20 protein-coding genes and 3 pseudogenes are annotated in these 23,916 nt (G+C 70.6%); 7 read left to right on the top strand and 16 right to left on the bottom strand.

What is annotated here, in order from left to right:
• Nucleotides 1-125: 125 nt before the first annotated feature.
• The 3 genes from nadE to ABD374_RS14300 all read left to right on the top strand — a co-directional run bounded on the left by nadE (nucleotide 126) and on the right by ABD374_RS14300 (nucleotide 2,361).
• On the top strand, nucleotides 126-956 hold the full coding sequence (gene nadE / locus ABD374_RS14315; RefSeq protein ID WP_344495084.1) for an ammonia-dependent NAD(+) synthetase: 831 nt from the start codon (nucleotides 126-128) through the stop codon (nucleotides 954-956).
• 405 nt (nucleotides 957-1,361) lie between these two features.
• Complete coding sequence (locus ABD374_RS14305) at nucleotides 1,362-1,934, top strand: GNAT family N-acetyltransferase (protein ID WP_344495082.1); 573 nt, start codon at nucleotides 1,362-1,364, stop codon at nucleotides 1,932-1,934.
• A gap of 64 nt (nucleotides 1,935-1,998) precedes the next feature.
• Nucleotides 1,999-2,361, top strand: a complete 363-nt coding sequence (locus tag ABD374_RS14300; protein ID WP_344495080.1) for a DUF4180 domain-containing protein — start codon at nucleotides 1,999-2,001, stop codon at nucleotides 2,359-2,361.
• A gap of 18 nt (nucleotides 2,362-2,379) precedes the next feature.
• On the opposite strand, the gene ABD374_RS14295 is transcribed toward ABD374_RS14300, so the two are convergent.
• The 4 genes from ABD374_RS14295 to ABD374_RS14280 form a co-directional block, all read right to left on the bottom strand.
• Nucleotides 2,380-3,579, bottom strand: a complete 1,200-nt coding sequence (locus ABD374_RS14295) for a GDSL-type esterase/lipase family protein (RefSeq protein ID WP_344495078.1) — start codon at nucleotides 3,577-3,579, stop codon at nucleotides 2,380-2,382.
• A 173-nt stretch (nucleotides 3,580-3,752) separates the two neighbouring features.
• The gene (locus tag ABD374_RS14290; RefSeq protein ID WP_344495076.1) at nucleotides 3,753-4,670 is read right to left on the bottom strand and encodes a S1 family peptidase; all 918 of its coding nucleotides are present in this window, start codon (nucleotides 4,668-4,670) and stop codon (nucleotides 3,753-3,755) included.
• Between the two features lie 884 nt (nucleotides 4,671-5,554).
• A complete protein-coding gene (locus ABD374_RS14285) occupies nucleotides 5,555-5,791 on the bottom strand; it encodes a hypothetical protein (RefSeq protein WP_344495074.1) in 237 nt (78 codons plus the stop codon).
• A gap of 137 nt (nucleotides 5,792-5,928) precedes the next feature.
• On the bottom strand, nucleotides 5,929-6,501 hold the full coding sequence (locus ABD374_RS14280; RefSeq protein ID WP_425577236.1) for a CocE/NonD family hydrolase: 573 nt from the start codon (nucleotides 6,499-6,501) through the stop codon (nucleotides 5,929-5,931).
• Nucleotides 6,502-6,681: 180 nt separating this feature from the next.
• Between ABD374_RS14280 and ABD374_RS14270 the strand changes: the two genes are divergently transcribed.
• Together ABD374_RS14270 and ABD374_RS14265 are read left to right on the top strand one after the other, a co-directional pair.
• Entirely contained in the window at nucleotides 6,682-8,079 is a 1,398-nt protein-coding gene (locus ABD374_RS14270; RefSeq protein WP_344495072.1) for a PP2C family protein-serine/threonine phosphatase, read from the top strand.
• Nucleotides 8,080-8,085: 6 nt separating this feature from the next.
• Nucleotides 8,086-8,460 (top strand): STAS domain-containing protein, encoded by a 375-nt coding sequence (locus ABD374_RS14265; RefSeq protein WP_344495071.1) that lies wholly within the window; start codon nucleotides 8,086-8,088, stop codon nucleotides 8,458-8,460.
• A gap of 790 nt (nucleotides 8,461-9,250) precedes the next feature.
• On the opposite strand, the pseudogene ABD374_RS14260 reads toward ABD374_RS14265, so the two are convergent.
• The 7 genes and pseudogenes from ABD374_RS14260 to ABD374_RS14230 all read right to left on the bottom strand — a co-directional run.
• A pseudogene (locus tag ABD374_RS14260) lies at nucleotides 9,251-9,445 on the bottom strand (SDR family oxidoreductase); the annotation flags it as partial.
• A pseudogene (locus ABD374_RS14255) lies at nucleotides 9,391-9,907 on the bottom strand (monooxygenase); the annotation flags it as partial. The pseudogenes ABD374_RS14255 and ABD374_RS14260, both read right to left, overlap by 55 nt.
• A 7-nt stretch (nucleotides 9,908-9,914) precedes the next feature.
• Nucleotides 9,915-10,091, bottom strand: a pseudogene (locus ABD374_RS14250) (heme-binding protein); the annotation flags it as partial.
• Nucleotides 10,092-10,870: 779 nt separating this feature from the next.
• Nucleotides 10,871-11,551: a DUF2637 domain-containing protein gene (locus tag ABD374_RS14245; RefSeq protein WP_344495070.1), complete on the bottom strand. Its 681-nt coding sequence runs from the start codon at nucleotides 11,549-11,551 to the stop codon at nucleotides 10,871-10,873.
• Between the two features lie 775 nt (nucleotides 11,552-12,326).
• Nucleotides 12,327-13,442 (bottom strand): AI-2E family transporter, encoded by a 1,116-nt coding sequence (locus ABD374_RS14240; RefSeq protein WP_344495068.1) that lies wholly within the window; start codon nucleotides 13,440-13,442, stop codon nucleotides 12,327-12,329.
• 377 nt (nucleotides 13,443-13,819) lie between these two features.
• A complete protein-coding gene (locus ABD374_RS14235; protein ID WP_344495066.1) occupies nucleotides 13,820-16,606 on the bottom strand; it encodes an alpha/beta hydrolase in 2,787 nt (928 codons plus the stop codon).
• A gap of 123 nt (nucleotides 16,607-16,729) precedes the next feature.
• Nucleotides 16,730-17,617 (bottom strand): glycoside hydrolase family 19 protein, encoded by an 888-nt coding sequence (locus ABD374_RS14230; protein WP_425577239.1) that lies wholly within the window; start codon nucleotides 17,615-17,617, stop codon nucleotides 16,730-16,732.
• 839 nt (nucleotides 17,618-18,456) lie between these two features.
• Here ABD374_RS14230 and ABD374_RS14225 point away from each other — a divergent pair.
• Together ABD374_RS14225 and ABD374_RS14220 are read left to right on the top strand one after the other, a co-directional pair.
• Nucleotides 18,457-19,515: a vWA domain-containing protein gene (locus ABD374_RS14225; protein ID WP_344495062.1), complete on the top strand. Its 1,059-nt coding sequence runs from the start codon at nucleotides 18,457-18,459 to the stop codon at nucleotides 19,513-19,515.
• A gap of 191 nt (nucleotides 19,516-19,706) precedes the next feature.
• The gene (locus tag ABD374_RS14220) at nucleotides 19,707-20,135 is read left to right on the top strand and encodes a VOC family protein (RefSeq protein WP_344495060.1); all 429 of its coding nucleotides are present in this window, start codon (nucleotides 19,707-19,709) and stop codon (nucleotides 20,133-20,135) included.
• 921 nt (nucleotides 20,136-21,056) lie between these two features.
• Here ABD374_RS14220 and ABD374_RS14210 read toward each other — a convergent pair.
• The 5 genes from ABD374_RS14210 to ABD374_RS14190 all read right to left on the bottom strand — a co-directional run bounded on the left by ABD374_RS14210 (nucleotide 21,057) and on the right by ABD374_RS14190 (nucleotide 23,863).
• Nucleotides 21,057-21,398 (bottom strand): DUF3618 domain-containing protein, encoded by a 342-nt coding sequence (locus tag ABD374_RS14210; protein ID WP_344495058.1) that lies wholly within the window; start codon nucleotides 21,396-21,398, stop codon nucleotides 21,057-21,059.
• Nucleotides 21,395-21,820, bottom strand: a complete 426-nt coding sequence (locus ABD374_RS14205; RefSeq protein ID WP_344495056.1) for a phage holin family protein — start codon at nucleotides 21,818-21,820, stop codon at nucleotides 21,395-21,397. The genes ABD374_RS14210 and ABD374_RS14205 overlap by 4 nt, the downstream gene beginning before the upstream one ends.
• Before the next feature lie 82 nt (nucleotides 21,821-21,902).
• Complete coding sequence (locus ABD374_RS14200; protein ID WP_344495054.1) at nucleotides 21,903-22,079, bottom strand: hypothetical protein; 177 nt, start codon at nucleotides 22,077-22,079, stop codon at nucleotides 21,903-21,905.
• Nucleotides 22,080-22,177: 98 nt separating this feature from the next.
• Nucleotides 22,178-22,726, bottom strand: coding sequence for a phosphatase PAP2 family protein (locus tag ABD374_RS14195; RefSeq protein WP_344495052.1), 549 nt, complete (start codon nucleotides 22,724-22,726; stop codon nucleotides 22,178-22,180).
• 75 nt (nucleotides 22,727-22,801) lie between these two features.
• Nucleotides 22,802-23,863 carry a YihY/virulence factor BrkB family protein gene (locus tag ABD374_RS14190; RefSeq protein ID WP_344495050.1) on the bottom strand — a complete coding sequence of 354 codons (1,062 nt, stop codon included), beginning with the start codon at nucleotides 23,861-23,863 and terminating at the stop codon, nucleotides 22,802-22,804.
• Nucleotides 23,864-23,916: the final 53 nt, after the last annotated feature.

The following is a 23,916-nucleotide window of genomic DNA, read 5'->3' as shown; positions in this document are numbered from 1 at the left end:
CGCCTGGCGCAAGGACGGTCCGGCTCCCTGTCTCGCGCCCCCGGCGACCGTCGGTCGAGATCCGCCGGACACTCCTGGGTAGGGTGGGCCCGGCAGCACATCGTGAACCGGAACAAGGAGCAGACGTGAGTGAGTCGGCGTCCATCGCCCTGCAGCAGGAGATCGCCCGGGAACTCCAGGTCGCCGAGACCTTCGAGGCCGAGCGGGAGATCGAACGCCGGGTGGCCTTCCTCGCCGAGCGGCTGACCTCCACCGGTCTGCGCTCCCTCGTGCTCGGCATCAGCGGCGGCGTCGACTCCACCACCGCCGGCCGGCTGTGCCAGCTCGCCGTCGAGCGGGCCCGGGCCGCCGGGCACGAGGCGCGGTTCTACGCGATGCGGCTGCCCTACGGAGTGCAGACCGACGAGCACGACGCCCAGCTCGCGCTCTCCTTCATCCGGGCCGACCACGTGCTGACCGTGGACATCAAGCCCGCGAGCGACGCCGCGCTCGAAGCCTCGCTGGCCGCCGGCGTGGACTTCCGCGACGCCCACCACCAGGACTTCGTGCACGGCAACATCAAGGCCCGGCAGCGCATGATCGCCCAGTACGCGGTGGCCGGCGCGCACGGCGGCCTGGTCGTCGGCACCGACCACGCCGCCGAGGCGGTCTCCGGCTTCTTCACCAAGTTCGGCGACGGCGCCGCCGACCTGGTCCCGCTGACCGGCCTGACCAAGCGCCGGGTGCGCGCCGTTGCGGACGCGCTGGGTGCACCCGCCGAGCTGGTGTGGAAGATTCCGACGGCCGACCTGGAGGACCTCGACCCGGGCAAGGCCGACGAGGACGCGCTCGGGGTCGCCTACGACGACATCGACGACTTCCTGGAGGGCAAGCCGGTGGACGAGCGGGTCTTCGAGACGATCGTCAGCCGCTACCGCCTCACCGATCACAAGCGCCGGCTGCCCATCGCCCCCTGAGGAGCTGTCCGGCCGTCAGGCCCGGCAGAGGGCGGGGTGATCCGACGAACGCGGAGCGGGTGCGGCTGGAGCCGTGCCCGCGTGCGGACCGGGCCCCTGCCGAGACCTTCCCGAGCGGTTCGGCAGCTGGAAGACCGGCCGCGCACGCCACCGGCGCCGGTCGGCCGACGGCGCCCGGGACCGCATCCCGCCCTCGCACCTTCCCGTCCTCCCGTCCTTCTGTACGCAGTGCAGGCCGACGCGGACCTGGCCGGCGAGGGCGGCAGATCAGACACACGGTTCATGGGCTGAAGGGCCGGCCCGCCTGCTCCGGTTACGGCAGGCGTGCCCATCCCTTCCACGGCACTGTCACCACAGCCGTCATACCGAGCGGCGCCGCCGCGCATGCCGTGACATCGTGGTGCCATGGCCATCGAAGTTCGCCCGGCCTCGGCCTTCGAAGAAGTCCGTACCGTGCTCGGCCCGAAGTCCCCCGGGGCCAACGTCTGCTGGTGCCTCAGCTACCGGATCCCGTCCAAGCTCAACAACGAGCTCCGCGGGCCGGCCCGCGGCGAGTACGTCGCCGAGCTGTGCCGTGCGGAGCCCCCGCCGGGGGTGCTCGCCCACGACAGCGGCGAGCCGGTCGGATGGGCCGCCGTGGCACCGCGCTCGGACACCTCGTTCGCGCGCAACCGTACGATCCCGCACGTCGACGACCTGCCGGTCTGGTCGCTGTGGTGCATCCGCGTCCGCCCCGGCCATCGGAAGAGGGGGATCTCGCATGCCCTCATCGCCGGTGCGGTCGAGTTCGCTCGCGCCCACGGCGCACCGGCGATCGAGGCGTACCCCCTCGACAACGGTGACGCCAAGGTCGACATGACGATGGCGTACGCCGGGATCCGGAAGAACTTCGAGCGCGCCGGGTTCGTCCACGCCGCCGACACCACCTCGGTGCTGGCCGGTCACCCCCGGATCCTGATGCGGCTCGACCTGCGCTGACAGGCGGCCTCTGTCCGGAGAATCACGTCGACGGCGTCCGCATCCGGAACTAACCTCGGCTTCCATGAGCACCCTGCGGACGATCCATGACGTGCCCGTCCTGATCTGTGACCCCGAGGGCGAGGCGATCTGCGGCGAACGAGACGTCCTGGACCTCGTGGGCAACGCCGCTTACCAGGGCGCCCAATGGGTCGTCATTCCCGCCGGGCGGCTCGACGAGACGTTCTTCCGACTGCGCACCCGTGTCGCCGGCGAGATCATCCAGAAGTTCGTCAACTACCGCGTGGGTGTCGTCGTGCTCGGCGACATCTCCCGGCACCTGGCGTCCAGTTCGGCGCTGCGGGACTTCGTCAGGGAATGCAACCGCGGGCGGCAGACCTGGTTCCTCGCCGATGCGGAAGAACTGCATGAGCGGCTGAAGGGTTAGCTCCTGCCCGGAGCCGGATCAGGAGTGGGTGTTCCGGACACGGTCGGCGGCGAACGGGCCGCCGGTGCCGAAGGCCAGGGCGGCGAAGCGTTCGCCGATGCGGTGGTGCGCCGCGGCGTCCGGGTGGAGCTGGTCGGGCAGCGGCAGCTCGGCGAAGTCCGCCTCGCCGTAGAGGTCGCGGCCGTCGAGATAGTGCAGATTCCGGTCGTCGGCCGCACGCTGCTTCACGATGCGGGCGAGCTCCTCCCGGATGACGTTGAGCGTCAGCTTTCCGGCGCTGCGCTCGGCGGGGTCCCCCGTAGCCCGGAACCGCAGCTTTCCGGCACTGAGAGCGCTGAAGTCAAAAGCGCCGGGGCCAGGGGTGTCCTCGTGAATGGGACACAGGATGGGCGAGACGACCAGCAGCGGAGCGGTGGGGTGCCCCTCGCGGATGGTGTCGAGGAAGCCGTGCACCGCCGGTGTGAAGGCGCGCAAGCGCATCAGGTCGAGATTGACGAGATTGATGCCGATCTTGACGCTGATCAGGTCCGCGGGGGTGTCGCGCAGGGTGCGGGCCGTGAACGGATCGAGCAGGGCGCCGCCGCCGAACCCCAGGTTGACCAGCTCTGCCCCACCCCTGGAAGCGGCCAGTGCGGGCCAGGTCGTGGTGGGACTCGCGGCGTCGGAGCCGTGGCTGATCGAACTGCCGTGGTGCAGCCACACCTTGCGGCCCCGGTCCGGTGCGGGCTCGACGGGGGCGTCGGTGCGCAGGGCGACGAGCTGGGTGGTCTCGTTGTGCGGCAGCCAGATCTCGACGTCCTTGACGCGGTCGGGCAGGCCGGTGAAGCGGAGGGTGCCGACCGGGCCGGGCCGGTTCTCGGCGGCCCCGGTGGTCATGTCGATCATCAGGGTGTTGCCGCCCGGTACGCCGGCCCGGCCGGCCAGGTGACCGTCGACGAGCAGGTCGTACACGCCGTCCGGGCGGGGCGGGGCGCCCACGTAGACCCGCTTGGTGGGCAGCGTGTCCAGCTCGACGGCGGTGGCCCGGGTGCGGAAGGCCAGCCGCACGCCCGACGGCTGGGCCTCGGCCATGGCCAGTTGTCCGTCGGTGCACTGGGCGCGGGCCCGGGCGGGCAGGCGGTGCGGCAGTAGGCCGTGCTCGGTGCGCTCCAGGTCGAGGGCGCCGCGCAGGAGGTCCGCGGTGAGGGGGGTGGTGATCCAGTGGTGCTCGGTGTGCATGGCCCCAGCCTGTTGATCGAAGTATCGGGATGGTTCGGCTTCACCAGTGTGCCGCGCAGGCGGCGGTCTCCGGCTGGCAGGGGGCCCCGGTCAGGGTGGCGGCGTCCGACGGCGTAGGCAACGCAGAAGCCGGCGGACCGCCCGAAGGGGTCCGCCGGCTGTTGCCGCGTGGGTCAGAAGACGCTCACTCCGTAGGCGCTGAGCGCTTCGGTGACCGGCTGGAAGAACGTCGTGCCGCCGGAGGAGCAGTTGCCGCTGCCGCCGGAGGTCAGGCCGAGCGCGGTGCTGCCGGCGAACAGGGCGCCGCCGCTGTCGCCGGGCTCGGCGCAGACGTTGGTCTGGATGAGGCCGTAGACGACATCTCCACCGCCGTAGTTGACGGTCGCGTTGAGGCCGGTGACGGTGCCGCCGCGCAGGCCGGTGGTGCTGCCGCTGCGCTGGACGGCCTGGCCGACGGAGGCGTTGCCCGCGCCGGTGATGTCCCGGTACGAACCGTTGTAGAGGTACACCCGGCCGTCCGCGGCGGAGGCGTTGGAGTGGCGGATGATGCCGTAGTCGTTGTTCGGGAAGCTGGAGCCGGTGGTGGAACCGAGCACCGCGGTCCGGCCGGAGTTGGTGTACCAGGTACCGGTGCCGTTGGTGCAGTGGCCGGCGGTGAGGGCGTAGTACGTGCTGCCACTGCGGACGTTGAAGCCGAGCGAGCAACGGCCGCTGCCGCTGTAGATGGCCTGGCCGCCGGCGATGAGCTTGTTGAACGTGCCGGGCGTGCGCTTGATCTCCAGGGCGTCGGCCTGGGCGCCCGCCGCCTTCTTGATCTTGGCTATCTCGGCGGCCGAGACGGTGTTGTCCGCGGTGACGACGACCTTGCCCGACGCCTTGTCCGTGTACCAGGCGGTGCCCGGTACGTTCGCGCCGAGTACCGCGTCGTCCGTCTGGGCGAGCTGGGTGGCGGTGGCCCGTGTGTCGTCGCCCTGTTCGGCCGCGGCGATCGGGGTGGCAAGCGCGGAGACGGTCAGCAGAGTCGATGCGACGGCGATCAGCCGGGCACGTCTCGTGATGCCGCCGAGGGGGGCGAGGCGCTTGAAGTTCACTACATCCTCCGGTGGGGGATCCCGGGGCCCGCTGGGTGGGCGGGCCCATCAGAACGCCGGTGCAGGATGACCATCCGTAGCGGTCATGAGCCTGTCAATCGGCGTGGTAGGAATCCTGCGGTGCGGCCGGGGCGTCAACAAGGGCGCCTTTCGGCCGCTCTGTGCGCGCCCGTCGGAGGGTGTGTTCCCCGCGGCGGAGCGAAGCCCGTCGCGGCGGTCCTGCCCGACGAGATCCGTGGCGGCGGAACCGGCGGAGCGGGGGCGTCGTGGTGAGGCGATGAAGTACCGCGAGCGTTTGCTGGTGGGACATCAGCTGTTCACCGGTTCGGTAGCGGCGGAGTCCTGTGCGGCGGCCTTGTCGCCCAGCGGCCGGAGTATGGGATTCCCTTTCTGCTGCTCACGGCCGTCCAGGGGTGAAGGGCCCGCCGGGGGGCGCGATCCTGCCGTCCCCTGGGCACGGGCAGACCGCGCCCCCGGCGCGGTACTGACGTCGTGGCTTTTGCACACACGCCCCATCGATCCCGGCCGCCCCACGAGGCAGTCTTCACCCCGCGCCCTTTCGGGAGTGTGGCCGCTGGGCGCTCCAACCGTGGGCCGTCACGCCGTCGCCGCCCGCGCCCGGCATACCGCGCCGTGCGGCATTATGCGGCGATCACCACTGTTCGTACGCCGAGGGCGCCTGTCCGGTTCTGACCAGTCCCCAGTCCGTGCCGCAGCGGGGGAGGCCCGGCGGGCGGCGGGATCTCTGGCGGGGCGAGGCTCCTCGTCGTCGTGTCGGTTTTCTCGTCGGGTCCGGGCCCGCTGGAACCAACTGCCTTCGACGACCGCGGCGAGGCCGGGCTTCCAGCGCACCCGCGGGAGCGACTCGGGCCGCGCGGTGCTCTTCAGGAAGATGTCGAAGGGCCCCAGTGTCGCACCGGTGTGCGCGTCGGGCATGCCGTCCAGAGCGGCCTCGATGACCAGGTGGCCGGCCCGGGGGAGACGGGGGCGTTCTCCAGGAAGCGGTTCTCGTGGTCGGTCGTGTCGGCGACCAGGTACTGCACCGCCGCCCAGCCGGGGCGTTCGGCCGGTTCGGTGTGGTCGCGCATGGGGGCGGTGCCGAGGTTGTCGAACCAGCCCACGCAGTGCGGGACGGGGACCGGACGCGCGTCATGGGGGTGCGGTCCGTTGTACGGGGGCGGCGGGATGCCGCCGACGACCAGGTCGAAGCCCGCCGAGCGCTTCCCGGTGGCCTCGAAAACCTCCTCGTACGCGGCGATCAGCGGACGCTTGGTGAGGTCCGTCCCGAACGCGTGGCTGCCGTTGTCGATCCAGACGTACGACTGTGGCCGGCGCCCTCCGGCCGCAGGGGCTGGCGGCCGGATCCGGTGTCGTGACTGGCCACACCCGGAACGCTGTTGGTGCAGGTCGCCCGGGGGACGCTCGCACGGAGGGCGGGGCGCCGGCCGACGACCGCCTCGCCGGTCCAGCCCAGCGTCTCGCCCTGCGGGCGGAACTTGCCGCGGACGTCCTGGACCGCCATGACGCAACCGCGCTCCGTGAACCGCTCCGCGACCTTCTCGAAGAAGACGTACCGGCTGTTCTTGTGGTACGGCAGGCGGACGAGCACGGCCGGGGCGGGTCGGGGGCCGGCGCCGTAGGCATCGGTGGCCAGCAGCACTCCGTTCCGGCACGCGCACCATGCCAGGAGGCGGGCGATGTCCTCCTCGCTGTGACGGCGGCGTGCGAGCCCGGCGGGGTTGCCGCCGACGATGCCGTGGTCAGGGGCGTCGTCGACCGCGGTGTCGCCCCGGGCGGACGAGCGTACGGCCCGGGGTGGCGGTTTCCGCACCTCACCCCCGGCCGACGAGACGGGGACGCCGGGGAGCCCGAGGTGTCCGTGGCCTTGGGTAGGGTGCTTGGAGCGGCAGTTGTCCGACAGTCGCCTTTTCTGACGGGGGAAGATGAAACGAGGTATATGTCCGACCAAGCGAGTGTGCCTGTCATAACGCCGTTCGGATTCCCTTCCGCCGTGTCGGCCGAGACGGCGCGGATGGCGGCGGTGCGCCGCTACGACATCCTCGACACTCCGCCCGACGGTGCGTTCGACCGGGTCGCGGCGGTGGCCGCCCGCCTGTTCGACGTGCCGGTCGCGACGGTGACGATCGTGGACGAGGACCGGATCTGGTTCAAGGCCACTCACGGCCTGGAAGGGGTCACTGAGATCGGCCGGGATCCGGGCCTGTGCGCCTCGGCGATCCTCACCGACGACACAATGGTGATCCCCGACGCCCTCGCCGACCCGGTGGCCTGCTCCAACCCGCTGGTGGCAGGTCCCATGGGGGTGCGGTTCTACGCCGCCGCCCCCATCGTCACCGCCGACGGGCACCGGCTGGGTACGGTCAACATCCTCGACACCAGACCGCGCCTGATCACCGCAGCCGATACCGCGACCCTGGCCGACCTGGCCGCGATGGTCGTGGACGCGCTGGAGCTGCGCCTGTCGGCGCTGTACCGGCTGCGCGAGGAGCAGGAGCGGCGCATCGAGCAGGAGGAGGCGCGGAAGCAGGCCGAGCGGGACAAGGAGGCGATCACCTCGTTCGCCTCCGCCCTGCAGCGGACCCTGCTGCCGCCGGCGCTGCCCGCGGTGCCCGGCCTGGAGTTGGCCTGCCACTACCAGACCGCCTCTCCGCGCGACGTCGGCGGCGACTTCTACGACGTCTTCCCGCTGGGCGGCGACCGCTGGGCGTTCTTCCTCGGCGACGTGTGCGGGAAGGGAGCCGAAGCCGCAGCGGTGACCTCGCTGACCCGCTACACCCTGCGCGAGGCGGCCCAGCACCACAGTGATCCCATCGATGTGCTCGACGCCCTCAACAGCGCCCTGCTGCTGGACCCGTCGGTCGGCAGCCGGTACTGCACCTGTGTCTTCGGCACCCTCACCCCAGCCCCGGAGGGCGGATTCACCGTGGTGGTGGCCACCGGCGGCCACCCCCCGCTGTTCCACCTGGAGCACGACGGCGACGCCGTCGTGCGGGTGGAGGGCGTGCGGCCCACGGGCGGCATGCTGGTCGGAGCCCTGGACCAGGCCCGCTTCGCCTCCCACACCCTGTATCTGGCCCCCGGCCACGGTCTGCTGCTCTACACCGACGGCCTCACCGAGGCCCGCCTGGCGGACGGTGCGATGCTGGGCGAGGACGGGGTGGCCGCCTTCCTCGCCACCCGCGACACCTCGGCGGCCGCCGCGCTCGTGGAGGAGACCGTGGCTCTGATCGCGGACATGCCCCAGGGCGCCGGTGACGACGTTGCCCTGCTTGCCCTGTCCGTCCCCCACCGGGCGGCCGCCGAGCAGCCCACGACCGCCGTGACCACCCACACCCTCGCCGCCCCGGCGCCCCCCGAGGGCGCCACCCCCATCGGCCAGGAGCGCTGACCCCTCGTGACTGACGCCCTCACGCTCACCGTCCAGCGCACCGAAGGCCCCCTCGTTCTGGTGGCCACCGCCGGTGAGATCGACGTGGACAGTGCCCCCGCCCTGCGCACCGGAGCGCTTCGGCTCATCGCCCAGGGCCATCCGTACCTGATCCTGGACCTGGAACAGGTGACCTTCTGCGACTCCTCCGGCTTCAACGCCCTCATCGGCATCATGCGCTGCGCGAAGGACGCCGGCGGCTCCCTCACCCTGGCCGCCACCCCCGGCCGGCTGGCCCGGATGCTGGACCTCACCGGTCTCAGCACACTCATGCCGTCCTACTCCAGCGCCGCCGACGCCCTCGGCGCGCACGCGGCGACCGGGAAATCCGTCACACCGTGAGCCGGCGGCCCGCCCGCTGTCCTGTCCGGGAGCGGCGGTGCCGGGCGTCGTGGCGGCGCGGCCGGCTAGAACACGCCCAGGCGCGCCGCGGTTTCGCCTGAACGCGTGAAGGGACCCTGGTGCCGCACGGCACCAGGGTCCCAGGGGATCAACACCATCTGCCGGCTACTGCTGTGCCGGGCTCTTGTTTCCGCATCTTCGCCCGGGGGGAGGGGCGGGGTGCGGGGATCGCGGATGCGTGACCGGGGACCACCTTCCTTTCCGGGTCCTTCGGTACCCGGGCGGACTCTTCCTCGCCCGGGCGATCCTGATGGCGTCTGCCTCCTTGTTTCTTGTGATCAATCTGTCGTACTGCTGGAACTGCGGGACTGCTCGCGACTCCTGGAGTCGCCGGCCCGGCAGTCAGCGACAGGACCCCTGTTCTGCGTCCGGCCCTCTCGCTCCACTGCCGTGCCACAATCCGCCCCTGTGGGCCGTCCGGCCCGGCGGTCAACCCGAGGACCCCGCGTACATCCGGCCCTGAGGTTCCACCGCCGTGCCACAACTCGCTTGAACCTGCATGCGCGGCAGTTCGTCCCTGCCGCGCCTCACTCGCTGTCTTGGCTACGAACAGAACCCTACCTCATCAGACGGCAATGTCTACTACCGTCGTGACAGATTTCCTTCCGGCCTCGCAGAGGGGATTCTGTCGCGCCCAGGGGGCGGAAAGTGCGCCGCACATGCACTTCTTGGTGTACGGGTGCTGCCGGAACGGGCACGCCACAGGGCTTGGGGCAAGAGGGCCTCGTCGGACGGCGGCCCAGCCGTCGTCGACCGGGAGGACGGCGCCGTCGACGAACGCGGCGGCGTCCGAAGCCAGGAAGACGATGGCGGCGGCCTGTTCCTCCGCGCTGCCCGGCCGGTCGATGTTCGCGCCGGTCAACTGGCTTGTCAGGGAGGGTCCGTGCGCCTTGGGAACCCGCCGTTCGCGTGCCGGTCCCGGAGCGGGGCGCGGAAGGCGACCGGCCCGTCCCCGTACGACTCGTTGCGCTTCCTGGGCATGCTTTCGTCGTTGGAGCAACCGGGGGTGCACTCCGTCTGGAACGCGTACAGGTCGGCGGTCTTTCACGGATCGTCGCGACCCACGCGGCCTCGGCCTCGGCGGTCGGTTCCACCCGGAGGGCCCGGCGCCTGCGCGCTTCGGCGACGACCTCGGTGACGTGGACCGCCGGTTCGTCGAGGACGTGGACGAAGGCGACGGAACTGGCGTTCTGCAGCGGTCCGAGCGGGAAGAGGCTGGGGAAACCGTGGCCGCAGAAGCCGTGGAGCGTCCGGGGGCCGTCCTTCCACGCCTCGGTCAGGGTGATGCTCCCGCGCCGTGCACCGGCAGGCGTCCGGAGGTGATCCCCGGGACACCGACCTCGGATCCGGTTCCGAAGATGATGCGGTCGACTTCGTACGCGGTGCCTTCGGGTCGGCGCCTGCTCCAGGCACTTGGCCGGCTCGGAAGCGGGCACGTTCCAGGACTTCCAGGACACGGCCGTGCGCGCCTCCTTCTCGGCCGGCTCGCAGGACTGCGGGCCGGCACCGGCGTCGTCGCCGCGCAGGGCGGCGAAGGTGGTGCCGTTGCGGTCGACCACGGAGATGAAAACGGAAACGGAGACGCGCCACCGGTGACGGCGCGGGTGTGCGTGGAGGCCTTCTCGGCGTGTTTCATGGGTGCCGAACTCCTGGATCCGGACGGTCGGCCGGGGCCCGGCCGTACGGGCCGTCCCGCTCTGAGATCCATGGCGGGCCAGCCCAGGGCCCCGTCCTGTCGGCGTACTGGTTGGACGCGTCACGCGGGACGGTTGACCTGGGGGTCGTCCGATCGGCTGACCTCCGGGCCGCCTGCCCGGGCCGGGACGGAATCGGCTCTCCAGTTCAGGGGTGGTTCTACGAAGCCCCTTGACGGCACAGGGAGTCCGACCCAGGAGACACACGTGCGGCACGAGCACGGGTACGGGCACTCCGGGTGTTGGCCGCACAGGCGCGGGAGCCTGGCCGTACGGCCAGGTGGTCGGCGTACTCGATCAAGGACTCGCAGAGGACCAAGGTGGTGCTCCCTCGTCCGGACGAGCGGCACCGCCGTTCAGCCCGCCGTCCCGACCAGGCACGACACCTTGCCGGGCCGGTTTCGGCGGGCCCGGCCCAGCAAGGTCATCCAGGCTGTTCCCACGGTCTGCGGGTGGAGCCCGGACCGTGGGAACCGAGCACTTACGGCACGGCCGTCGGGAGTCGAGCCGCTGCCTTCGTCGCCGACGACGGGCGCACCCCCACACGCCGGGCCGACCGGCCCGGCCGGCCGCACGAGTTCAGGTTCGGTAACCGCGTGGGACACCGCCCTGTGGCGATTTACTCCTTCGGGTCACTCCTTCGGGACGGGTGCTTCTCATCGCCCCGCAGCACTCGGCCGGCGCGGGGTCTGCCGGGTGCGGTGGCGTGGTTTGGTCTGGCGGGGCGGGCGGGTGAGGGTGATCTGCCGGACGAGCTGCTGGAAACAGGCCAGGGCGGCGAGCGAGGGGAGTGCCGCGGTTGCCGCGTCGATCAGGGTGCGGGGCGCTTGGGCCACGCACAGGAGCATGGACACGGTGGAGAACAGCAGCACCACAGTCCAGGAGTGGGCGGCGCGGCGCTGGTGGAGGGCGGCGCGCAGGATCGACAGGGATGCGACCATCCACGGTCCGTACACCAGCAGGGGCCACCACCCGGCCGTGATGCCGGAGGTGCGGTATGCGGCGAGGTGGTGCAGGGGGTCGTAGGCGGCCATACCGCTGAAAACGCACACCATGGACGCCACGGCGGCGGTGAGCGCGGCAAGGAAGAAGCTGGTGGTCCGCAACGCCCCGGTGGTGCGCTTCTTCCGCGAGGGGGCGCGGCGGCGTGAGGGCGGGGGGCGCAGGGGCGGAAGTTCGGCGGTGATCTCGGTCAGGCCGGCGAGGGGGGTGTCGGCCCCTTCGGTGGGCGGCAGGCCGGCGTCATCCGCGGGCGGGGGACCGGCGCTCTTCTCGGTTTCGATAGCCTCGTGCAGGAGGTGGGCGAGTTCCTCTGCCGGATCCCAGTGCGCGTCCAACTGGTCGGCCAGGGTCGGGGGATGAGCCCAGGTTCCCGCAGGCGGATGGCTGTCGGTCGGGTGGGACCAGTCGCCTGGGGAGCCTGGGGAAGAGGGAACCTCTGCGCGACTGTGACGGCCGCGCGACTCAGCCATGAAGAGGCCGCCGGGTGGGCTGGCCGACCATCGGGGTGAGAACCGATTTCCCCGGCCGAACAGCGCATGCGGGGGTCTTTGCGCCGGGCAGGAGACGCCCCGAGGAGACCGGTGAAATTGCATTCGTCATAATCCGTCCAACGGAACACGCATTGGGCGGGATGCGCGGCAAATGGGTGGCTGCCTTGTCGCATAGGGAGTAATTCGGCCTAATGATTTATCGGTTCTGCAAGCGCTGGGCTATACGGTCCGCGCTTCGGACCGGGGCGTACGCAGATCACGTACGACGGTGTCAGCCTGCGGGGAACGTCTTCCCTCCCTGGTCACCAGGGAGGGAAGACGCGGACGGTCATGCCGTCGGCGCCGGCGCCGGCACCGGTGGCGGCCTGCTCCGCGAGCGTGTCGATGGGGCGCCGGCCATGGTGGCCTGCGGGCAGAGGCTGGAAGGCCCGGGGGCGGACGTGAACGCGACTGCGGCCGACTCCCGGACCGGCTCTCCGGCGCCCGCACCGGGCCTTCGCCGGTCGATCGGGGCAAGCGCGGTCCGCGACCGCCCAGGGACGCCCAGGGACGCCCAGGGATGAACGGCGCGGTTGCGGCATCCCGCTCGGCCGCGCCGTGGCCAGGGCGCGGCGGGGCGCTACGACGGGACGGCCGCACCGGTGGGGGACTCGCCGGTCTCCGGCTCCTGCGGAGGGTCGCTGAGCTGCTCGCGCAGATAGTTCCAGACCACCGCGATCAGCGCGGCCACCGGTACGGCGAGCAGGCTGCCCACGACGCCGGCCAGACTGGCGCCCAACGTCACCGCGAGCAGGACCACCGCCGCATGCAGGCCGAGTCCGCGGCTCTGGATCATGGGCTGGAACACGTTGCCCTCGAGCTGCTGCACCACGACGATGATCGCCAGCACGACCAGTGCGTCTGTCAGGCCGTTCGACACCAACGCGATGAGCACCGCGACCAAGCCGGCGAACAGGGCGCCCACGATCGGCACGAACGCGGACACGAAGGTCAGCACCGCCAGCGGGAGCACCAGCGGTACCTCCAGAATCCACAGGCCGAGACCGATGAGGACGGCGTCGAGCAGGCCGACGAACGCCTGGGAACGCACGAACGCGCCCAGGGTGTCCCAACCGCGCGAGGCCACGACCGGGACGTCGGTGGCGAGCCGGCCGGGGAGCTGACGGGTCAGCCACGGGAGGAACCGCGGGCCGTCCTTGAGGAAGAAGAACATCAGGAAGAGCGCCAGGACGGCAGTGACCACGCCGTTGAACACGGTGCTCACGCCCGTGACGACAGTGGTGACCATGCTGCCGATGCTGTCCTGGATGCGGGCGATCGCGGTGTCGAAGGCCCGCGTGATCTGGTCGTCGCCGATGTTCAGCGGCGGCCCGGCGGCCCACTCGCGGAGCTTCTGGATGCCTTCGACCACACCGTCGGCGAGCTCGCCGGACTGGGACGCCACCGGCACCGCGATCAGCGCCACGATGCCCGTGGCGACCAGGAGGAACAGTACGGTCACAGCCGACGCGGCCAGAGCGGGGCGCCACCCGTGCCGGCGCAGGAAACGAGCCAGGGGCCAGGTCAGCGTGGTGAGGAGCAGACCCACTATGAGCGGCCAGACCACCGACCACATCCGGCCCATGATCCACAGAACCACCGCAGTCATCACGAGGACCAGCAGCAACTCAACGGAGACGCGTGCCGATGTCCGGAGCGCGGTGGCGGTTTTTTGGGAACTCAACGTGGCAGACATGGGGTCACCCTATTGATGTTCCGGGCGCACTTCGGTACCGATACCGGTGCCGGTCGGGAGCAGTCCTGCGGATCTCGCCAATCGGCCGACGGGTGCCCGGAGTTGGCGGTCCCCGACGCGACGGCGGCAGGGGCGGCACCGGGGGACGAGCCGTACCTCGCCGGCAAAGCCCGGCAGCGGCCGTGCCCGGCGCGTCGGGCCGGCGACATCACGCTGTGCCTGGTCGGGCCGGCGGCGAACGCGCTGATGTACGACGGCGTACCGCCGGGGCGCGGACTGCCGTTGGTGGTGGCCGCGTCGGCCGGCACCCGGGGTGCCGGCCGACGCGGCCGGGCAAGGCGGTGTGGTGCGGGGTCACCCTGCCGTGAGGCGCGGAGCTACGGAGCGTCGAGCACCGTGCCGGTCAGGACCGGTCCGTGCGGCTCGCCCTCGTCGTCGGTGTGCTGGAGGCCGACGTACTCGGTCTGCTCGGCCACCTGGTCGCGGATCGTGGGTACGGTCACCTCCGCCAGGGTCTGTCCGGCGGGCACCGATGCCCACACGTAGGCGTAGTCCAGCCGGGACAGCGGGACCTCGCCGTCGGGCACCTCGCCGGTCAGGTCCAGGAGCCACTGCGGGTCGACGTCCTTGGTGGACAACTCGGGGCGGCCCGGGACGGGCGCGATCCGGAGCGTCTTCGTCATTTCCACGTCGGCGGGCGCGGACAGGGAGACCCGCCAGGTCAGCGGCTGCCCCTCGGTCACCTTGACGGCGGCCGGCTCCACGGTGATCTCGGGCACCGGGTCGTCGTTCTCGGTGGTGACCCCGCCCGCGTGCGAGCCGACGACCGAACCCCGGACCGCCTTGACGAGCACGTCGTGGGACACGTCCCAGGAGTACCGCTTGTTGCCCTTCACCTTCACCGGCACGTCGATGCTGCTGCGGCCGGGCCGGACCGTCACCAGGCGGTCTTCCGCCGTGCCGGTGACGGGGTCCAGGACGTACAGCCGTACCGTGCCGCTGCCCTTGCCGGACACCCGCACGGGCACGTGGTGCGTACGGACGCCGGAGTCGCCCTCCTTGACCTTCAGGCGGCCGATGTCGACGCGGGTCAGCGGGGCTTCGCGCACCGCGGGGGTGCCGGGGTTCCACGCCCAGGCGTCCATCAGCCACGCCTGCCCGGAGCCGGTGCGCGGGGTCAGCTCCAGGGAGGCGACCCGGCGCAGGTCGAGACCGGCGCGGGTGGCCGAGGCGAGGGGTACGCGCACCTCGCGCGCCCAGTAGGAGGAGGTGCGGTCGCTGCCCGGCAGCCCGTCCACCCGGACGCGACCGAGGTTCGCCCGCTTGCCGGCGGCGTCGGTGACGGACACGTCCAGCTGGGTCCCGGTGGTGTTCGGAGGTACGAAGACGCGCAGCGCGAGGCTCCTGGCCCCCTTGACGGAGAGCGGCTTCTCGGAGCGCACCTTCACCGCCGAGCCCGGCGCGGACCAGCGCAGCGCCACGGCGCGGCGGCCGGTCTCGCGTTCCGGCTGCCAGTACGCGAAGTGCGGAGAGGAGCCGCCCGCCCCGGTGTCCAGGCAGGAGACGCGCGGGTCGGGGTCGATCGCGGAGCACAGCCGCCCGCCGGTCACCTTCACGGGGCCGTCCGGCAGGAACCCGGCGCCGCGGTTCGCGCCGACCGCGTGGGTCAGCACCCGCGCGGGGTCGGCGGAGGGGGCCCGGCGGCCCGAGCCGTCGAGCAGCTCGCGCACCCGGTCGTCCCCGGCGACGAACAGCCGGGCGGCGGCGGCGATGTAGGTGGCGCCGGCCCGGTGCTGCTGGTCGGCGGTCAGCCGGGTGGCGGTCCCGGGCGAGCACACCGGATCCGGCTGCTCGGGGTCGTGCCAGAAATCGTCGTCGGCGGGCGCCTGGGCCCGGCCCGGAGTCCACTCGCTGTTGAAGTAGTTGTGGTTGGCGCCGACCATGTAGACCGAGCTGTGCAGGGCCTTGCCCCGGCTGACGCCGCGGGTGCCGTCGGCGTACACCTGTCCCTGGAGGTCGGAGACGTCGCCGTCGCAGCCCGGCAGGATCGTCAGCGACGGCACGTCCGGCACCGGGTTCTGGCCGAAGACCGTCGGCCCGATGAGCACGGTGCCGCGGACATGCCAGCGCACCTTGCCGCGGTAGCCGTCCTGGCCGGCCGGAGGCGGGTAGAGGCTGTCCATGGCGGCGCGGTTGACGCCCTCGCCGCCGCGCGAGTGGCCGACGAGCAGGGTGCGCGACAGGTCGGTCTGCGGAGCCCTGCGGACGGCCGCCGGGGCCGTGGCCGGCTCGGCGGCCCAGTCGGCCCAGCGGGCCAGGTGCGTCCGCACCAGCGACGAACGGGCCTGCGCGCCGCCGTCCTCCGCGTCCCAGTCCTGGCCGTTGACGCCGTTGGCGGAGATCGACACGGTCACATAGCCCTGGGAGGCCAGCAGTTTCTGGTCGCGCAGATAGCCCCGGTGGCTCGGGATCGGCTCGGCGCCCCCGGCGCAGGGCCAGTCGATGGTCACCTCGTCACCGCCCGGTACGTAGCAGGTGGCGTGCCGACCGTGCAGGAACAGCGCGACCGGCCGCTTGCCGGGGGCGCCCTTCGGCGCGACGACGACGCCGCGCATCTCGACCGGTGCGGGGAATCCGGGCAGGCGGACCGGGTCGAGCGTGTACTCACCGGTGGCCGTACGGTACGCGCCGGGCCTGCCGGGGTCGACGGAGCCCGCCGGGAGTCCGGCCGGTGACTTCGGGACGGGTGGCTTCGCGGAACGCCGGTCGCGGGCGTCGGGTGCGGTATCGGCCCCCTGGTCCAGACGACGTCCGGCCGCCAACACCTGAAGGCCGGTCAGTTCCGCCGTGCGCGCGTCGTCGAGGGGCAGCCGGAAGGTCCGGCCGTCGTTGCCCGGCTCGGGAGCGCCGACCAGTTTGCCGTCGGCGTGGAACTCCACGCGCGCGTCGCCCACCGGTACCGGACGCGGTGAGCGCCACTCCAACGCGCTGTTCCCGTCGCCGTGGGTGATCCGCCAGCCGGGCGGCAGGTCAGGGTCGTTGCCGTCCGTCGCAGTGGCGGTCCGGACATCGGGTGGCTGCCGGGCTTGCGCCACCGCGGGCGACACCCCCACCACCGTGAGCACCGCTATCGCGGTGGCCCATATCCTTCGGGCACGTATCAACGGTCCCCTCCTCGACTCCGTGGTCCAGGAACCCGGTCGGCCCGGGTGCCTCTCGGTCCCGGAAGACGGGGACAAGATCTNGGCCTCCCCCCGGCCCCCGGCCCGTTCAGTGCCGGCCCGGCTTCAGCAGTAGAGGTTCGAGCCGGTGGGCACGCCCAGGATCTGGGCGAACTGCTGGTACTTGCCGACTCGGCTCTGGACCTGCGCCGGGTTCTTGCCGTCGCACTCCAGCGAGCCGTTGATGGAGCGGATCGTGTGACCGAAGCCGGCCTGGTTCACCATGGCGTTGTGACCGGTCATCGTGCCCGGGCCGTTCTGGGTGTTCCAGTACCAAAGGCCCGTCTTCCAGGCCACGGCCGCCTCGTTCTGCACACGCCAGGGGTTGTTCAGCAGGTCGATGCCGAGTGCGTCGCCCGCCGCCTTGTAGTTGAAGTTCCAGCTGAGCTGGATCGGTCCGCGGCCGTAGTACGCCGCCTGGCCGGCCGGGCAGCCGTACGGCCGGCTCCAGTCGCAGTAGTGCGGGTAGTTGGCCGTGTTCTGCTCGACGACGTGGACCAGGCCGCCGGTCTCATGGCTGACGTTCGCGAGGAACGCCGCGGCCTCCTGCTTCTTCACCGTGTCGCTGCCCGTGGTGGCGAAGCCGGGGTAGGCGCTGAGGGCGGCGGTGAGGCCGCTGTAGGTGTAGAACGCGTTCCGGTTCGGGAACATCTGGTTGAACTGCGACTCGCTGACCACGAAGCCGGAAGGCGACGGGTTGCCGCCCCCGCCGCCGCAGTTGTACGGGTCCCAGTACCAGGTGCTGACGGTCGGGTCGTAGCCCGGATTGTCGTGCTCGGCCACGTAGTACGCGCCGTTGTACCTGACAACGTTGCCAGTCGTGTACCGGGCGCCCTGCTGCCAGTTGGGCGCGGTGTCGCAGGGGGAGGCCGCGGACGCGGAGGGCGTCAGTACCACGGCGAGGCCGGTGGCGACGAGGATCGCCGTCAACAGGGCCAGGAGGCGGGTTCTCAGCACTCGATCACTCCTCTGAGCACAACGGCCTTGCCCGGAGCAGCGGTTGTGCTCCGGGCTCGGCCGCGGTGGGGGGCTGTGCACCCACTCAAGCGCGCTTGATGTGGTCGTGTCAAGGTATAGACCAATGTGTCTTCGGAGGAGCGGAGCCGGCGGTCCGGTCCCGCCCGAATGCCGCCCGGTGAGCTCTGCATCCCGGCGAGGAAGGGCGAGCGGAGGGACCGACAGGAGCAGAAACAGCCCGCCCGGGACGTGGACCGCGGCCTGCGGGATCCGGCCCCGGGTGCCCGGCGGGTGGTTGCCGAGGGCTTCGCAGGGGGTGAGTACCAGGCGGCCGATGCGCTTCTCTCGGGCGCTCACGAGAAGCTTGTTCCTCCTCAGCGCGTGTCCCTGCGAAGACCCGGTCGCGGTCCTCCCTTTTCCGGTTCGGGACGAGGGCTGCTGTAGCGCCGGCCACCGGTGAGAACCCGGACGTCGGCGGACCGGCCGGCGACGTGGCAGAGCAGGCATGCCCGCCTCCACGGCCGGAACCGGTGGTCCGACATCGCTGCGCACTGCGCGACGGCCCCCGACGGCGCGCTCGACCTCTGCGGCACCCGAGCACCCGCCTGTGCCGCTGCGCGGTCGAGTGCATCGCGTGGACGTGAGGAAGGAGGCGGGAATGTTCACCCTGTGCAAACTGTGTGCTCGGAACACGGGTGTCCGCTCTTGCCGCGGCCTCCTGTCCGAGCCCGGAGTCTGTCGCGGAGCGGGCGGGTGAGGGTTCGTCAAGCTCCGTTGTCAGTGCCTCCTCATAGTGTGGAGACATCACTCGGGAACCTCGGAGAAGGAGCACAAACGTGTCCGCCAACAAGATCCAGCACAAGGTGAACCACGTCGCGTTGGTAGTGGACTGTTCGGGTTCCATGCGTCAGCACCAGAGCCAACTCATCCGTGTCGTGGACGAGTTCGTGGCGGGCTTGAAGGCCGAGTCGGACAGCCTCGGTCATGAGACCCGGATCAGCCTCTACTCCTTCGACCACAAGGTGGAGAACCTGGTCTGGGACATGGACGTGAAGCATCTGCCGTCCATGCGGGGTCTGTACAAGGTCAACAATGGTGCTACGGCCCTCATCGAAGCCTCCCTGAAGTCCCTGGACGACCTGGGCCACATCTGGGAGGCGTACGGCGAACACAGTTTCCTCCAGATCGTGGTGACGGACGGCGAGGAGAACGCCTCCGGCGGTGACAGGCGGCACGACGGCGACATGGCCATCCTCGGTCCCTGGCTCGACAGGATCGCGGCGAAGATGGGCGCGCTTCCGGACCACTGGACTTCCGCGATCCTCGTTCCGAACTCCCTGGCTAAGCGAACCGCCCAGAACTACGGCTTCCCGGCCGGGAACATCGCCATCTGGGATGCTGATTCCCAGGAGGGTGTCGAGGAGGCGATCGGTACCGTGCGCGCTGCCGCCACCAGCTTCCTCCGTGGCCGCGAGCAGGGCGTGCGGGGCACGAAGAACCTGTTCGCGGTCGGCCAGGACATATCGATCGACGATGTGCGGGCGAACCTCGAACCGGTCCCGGCCGACAAGTACCGACTCCTGAAGGTCGACGCGGAGGCCGAGATTCGATCCTTCGTCGATTCGCATCCGGGCGTGACGTACGAACGCGGGTCGTGTTACTACCAGTTGGGTAACCGAGTCCAGGTTCAGCCCGACAAGGAAGTCATCGTGGTCGAGAAGGACACTGACCGCGCATACACGGGCGACGCGGCCCGCAGTCTTCTGTTCGGCACGGGTGTCCAGGGCACCGTCTCCGTGAAGGCGGGGCACAATCCCAAGTTGGAGGTGTATGTGCAGAGTCGTTCGGTGAACAGGAAGCTCAAGCCGAAGACGCGCCTGCTCATCATGCTCTGAACTTCACGAGAAGGGCGGAGAGCAACTGCCCCTAAGCTCTCGGCCTCGTCCGAGCGAGGGAGAGACCCGTCCTCTGCGAACGGGCCATGGCCACCCTGAAGGCCGTCCTCTGAGCTTGTTTTTGACCTTCGGGCCTCTGGGGTGAAGTGCTCGATCATGGGCGGATGACTGCCTTCTACCATGTGTGCTTCGTGGTGCCGGACATCGAGCAGGCGATGCAGGACTTCCAGCGTGCGGCCGGGGCCGAGTGGAGTGATCCTGTGTCCGACCGGCTCGGTGAGTGGGACTACCGCATCGTCTTCACCGCAGGCGGGCCGCCCTTCATCGAGCTCATTGAAGGGCCGCCGGGCAGTCCCTGGAATGCGTCCGGGGGAGCCAGGTTCGACCACATCGGCTTCTGGACCAGCGATGTACGGCACGGTTCCCAGCGTTTGGAAGAAGCGAGCATGCCCGTGGACTTCTCCGGTTGTCCCTACGGCCGGCCGTTCGCCTACCACCAGATGGACAGCATCGGTGCCCGGATCGAACTCGTTGACGTCACCCGGCAGGCCAGCTTCCTCAACCGGTGGCATCCGGGCGGGAAGCCGATGCCCGTCATCGACGAGACGCCCAGAAGCTGAGCTCTCGTCACGCGATGCGGCTTCGAACGGTGTCCCGAACTCAATCACTCAGACGGGCTTTCGCCGGACAGACGGACGGCCCCCGCATGGGCATACGTTCCGTCACGGAACCGCACTCGTGCGAAGGTCGCGGAGGTGCGTCTGCTGCACCACGATGCCCGGCACGAGGCATTCGACTTCACGTCCCACTCCGCCGCCCCTGGGAGAAGCGGGCCGAGCCCGCCCGGCTCACCCCGGCCCGCGTCCGCCGGGGGTTCAGGGACCTGGACCCCCGGCGGCGGTTCACCCTCACCAACTCCACCCCGGCCACCTTGTGCGGAGCCAGGCCCTGCACTCCAACCCGCGCTGGCGAAATGCCGACGCCCGCCATGGGGAAGTCCTGGCCGCCGAACGGTGTGAGCGAGCCCGCATCCGCTGCGAGAAGGGCAACCGCTGGGGCGGGCGCTCCCTCGAGCCCGCGGCGTGACCCGATTGCAAGAATCGACGCGCTGCCCGTCAGCGGCCGTTGTCAGTGCTCATGATTGCCTGGATTTGATCATTCAGTGCTCGTGATCCGACGACAGTGCTCACTGAATCGCAGAACCTGCACTGGGTGCCGGCGCCGAGCTGCCGGCGCCCAGGTGTGCTCACGAGTAGCCGGGGACTGTTCCTGTGGCGCAGGTGACTTTCATCAGGACCTGCTGGAGCCGGTCGGCCCGGGTGCACCGGCCAGGTCGTGCGGGGTGCGGCAGAGTCGGCCGACGACCGCCGGGAGCGGGTGCACCGGACCGTATTCACCTGGGCGGCGGCCACCCTTGTAGGTGTGCCCGCCGCATGCTGTCCTTGACTTTCCAGACCTGTTCGAAGGGCGCGCCGACCACGACCTCGCTGACGGCTCCGAGCACCAGGCCGATGGGTCTGTCGGCACTTTGGACGCTTTCGTCAGCGCCCCTTCCTCTTACGGCGCACGAGGACGAGCACGACGAGCGCAGCGACTCCGGCGATGAGCAGGCCACGGTTGCTGCGCGCGCTCTCCGGCGCCTGATACGCCTTCTCCAGGACCGGATCCGGGGTCTTCTCCTGGAACTTGTCTGCCACGGCGGCCGCTGCCTGCGCGATCCGCTCCTTGGTCTGTACGGCCTTCTGCTGCGCCTGGGTTTTGACATCGGCCTTGGCGGCCAGCGCTTCGACGGTCTGGCCGAGCTTCTCGCGGGTTCCTTCCACCTGCTCGCGCAGTTCTTCGGGGGTGGGCGTGGAGCCGTTGTCCTGCGGGTCGACGGTCATCGGTGCGCTTTCTCCTTGATCTCAGCGACGTCGGCCTTGACGCCGTCAATAGCTTGCTCAGGGACGGGCGGGGCCGCCTGGCCGACCTGTTTCCTGCCCACGGCGGCGAGCACCGCAGCCAGCGCCGCCAGGACCGCGGTCACGGTCGACGCGGAGACCCACAGCGGCCACATCAGGTTCAGCGCCACGATCGCGGTGGCGGCAAGGGCCTGGAGTGCGAGGAAGCCGACCACGCCGGCTCCGCCGAGCAGGCCGCCGCCGATCCCGAAGCGTTTGCCCTTCTGCTGCATCTCGGCCCGGGCGAGGCGCAGTTCCTGCCGCATCAGCTGGGAGACCTGCTCCGACGCCTGCTTGACCAGCTGACCCACCGGCTCCTCCGCCTCGGAGCTCTGACGCGGCCGGGGGGCCATGGACGTGCTCATCGTCCTGCCTGCCTTTCCATGCTCAGCCGGGGCACGGCGTGGACGTGCCCCGGCACGACCGCCGGTGACCGCATCCCGGGTGTCACCTTCCCCTGCCGGTGCCGGGGGCGACGGCAGGGAGGGGCGCGTCGGCGTGGGGTGTGACGGAGTCGGTGCCGTTCGGGCGGGCGCGGTCAGTCTCGTAGTGCTCGCTGGTGACGGACAGAGCGAAGTGGTAGCCCTTGCCGGGCCGGTGCCGTATCTCAAAGGGTGCCGCCATGACACCTCACTCTCCGCTCGTGTCGGGTACGGGGCGTTCCCCGCCGCGTACCCGGGTTCTGTCTTGCCATGCGGGCGCCCGGCGCCCCGTACAGGGGATTACACCAGCCTGTGGAGCAGCAGCCGGGGTGTGCGGTGGACCAGCCAGGCGCTGGTCAGGCCGATGGCGGCGCCGACCGCGACGTCGCTGGGGTAGTGGGCTCCGCTGTGAACACGCTCCACGGCCACCATCGCGGCGGGAACCGCGGAGGCCGCTCCCCACCATGGGGAGGCGAGGGCCACTCCGGCGGTGAAACCCACGGCGGCTGCGGTGTGTCCGGAGGGGAAGGAAGAGCTCTCCGGCCGGTCCTCGACATCGTCGTGCGGGATCAGCTCCACGGGAGGCCTGCGCCGGTCGTAGAGCTGCTTGCACACCGCGTTGCCGAGCACCTGCGCGGTGAGCATGCCGGCCAGGCCCGCCGCTGCGGCTCTGCGTTCGGTGCTTCCACCTGCGGCGGCCATGACGGCGGCGATACCCCACCAGAGTTTCGTTTTCTCCGCTGCGGACTCGACCGCCGGCAGCGCCTGCCGGACCCAGGGGGAGTCCCAGGAGGCGGCCCGACGGGTCAGCTGCCGGTCGAGTGTGAGGAAGTCATGGAGTGGACGCATGATCACCTGCTTCCCCGTAGTCCGCATCCCTACCCCAGTTCGATCGGCGCGCGCCGGGGCCGGGCGGAGCCGGGATCAGGCGCCACCCATTTCCTTGCGGTCTTCGTCGGTCCATTTACGGGTGTCGCGGGGCTGGACGTACGGCTCCTCGTGTTCGGGGTGACCGCCGATGATGGCGCGTTCGCGGGCCATCTCCGCATCGAACTCGAGGCCGAGGAGGACCGCCAGGTTCGTGATCCACAGCCAGACCAGAAAGATGATCACTCCGGCGAGCGTGCCGTAGGTCTTGTTGTAGGAGCCGAAGTTAGCCACGTACAGGGCGAAACCGGCCGAGGCGATCATCCAGATGACCAGGGCGAGGAAGCTGCCAGGGGTGACCCACGCGAAGCCGCGGCCCCTGACGTTGGGGGAGGCCCAGTAAAGAAGCGCGATCATGATGGTGACGAGGAGGACCAGTACGGGCCACTTGGCGATCGACCACACCGTCAAAGCGGAGTCTCCGATGCCCAGTGCCGTTCCCACCTGCCGGGCGAGGCCGCCGGTGAACACCACGATGAGCGCGCTGGCGCACGCCATGACCATCAGCACCAGGGTGACGCCCACCCGCACCGGCAGTATCTTCCACACCGGCCGGCCCTCGGGCATGTCGTAGACGGCGTTGGAGGAGCGGATGAACGCGGCCACGTAGCCGGACGCCGACCACAGCGCGCCCAGCAGGCCGATGACCGCCAGGACGGATCCGGTGCCGCCGTTGCCCTGCAGCTGTGTGACCGCGCTGGAGATGATGTCCCGCGCCGAGCCGGGGGTCATCTGCTTGAGGTTGTCCAGGATGCTCTTGGTCGCTGACTCACCGGCGATGCCCAGCAGTGAGACCAGTACCAGCAGGGCGGGGAAAAGTGCCAGCACCCCGTAGTAGGTCAGGGCCGCGGCGCGGTCGGCCAGCTCGTCGTCCTCGAACTCCGCCACCGTCCGCTTGAGCACCGCCCACCACGACTTCGTGCGCATCTCGGTGGGTCGATCCGGTGCGTCGCGCTCCACCTGCGGGTCCGGGCCGGGCTCCGGATCAGTACCGGAACCCAGTTCCGTTCCACGGTCTGTCCGCCGGTGCTGCGTGTCCTCATGCTTTTGCTGCCACATTGATGCCATGGCACCCGGGTAACCGAAAAAGCCGGATCCTGAACATCGTTCTC

It is taken from the genome of Streptomyces enissocaesilis (assembly GCF_039533765.1).
In the GTDB taxonomy this organism is placed as follows: Bacteria; Actinomycetota; Actinomycetes; order Streptomycetales; family Streptomycetaceae; genus Streptomyces; species Streptomyces enissocaesilis.
The sequence above is the reverse complement of the archived record's forward strand: the minus strand, read 5'-3'. Positions and strand labels throughout refer to the sequence as shown.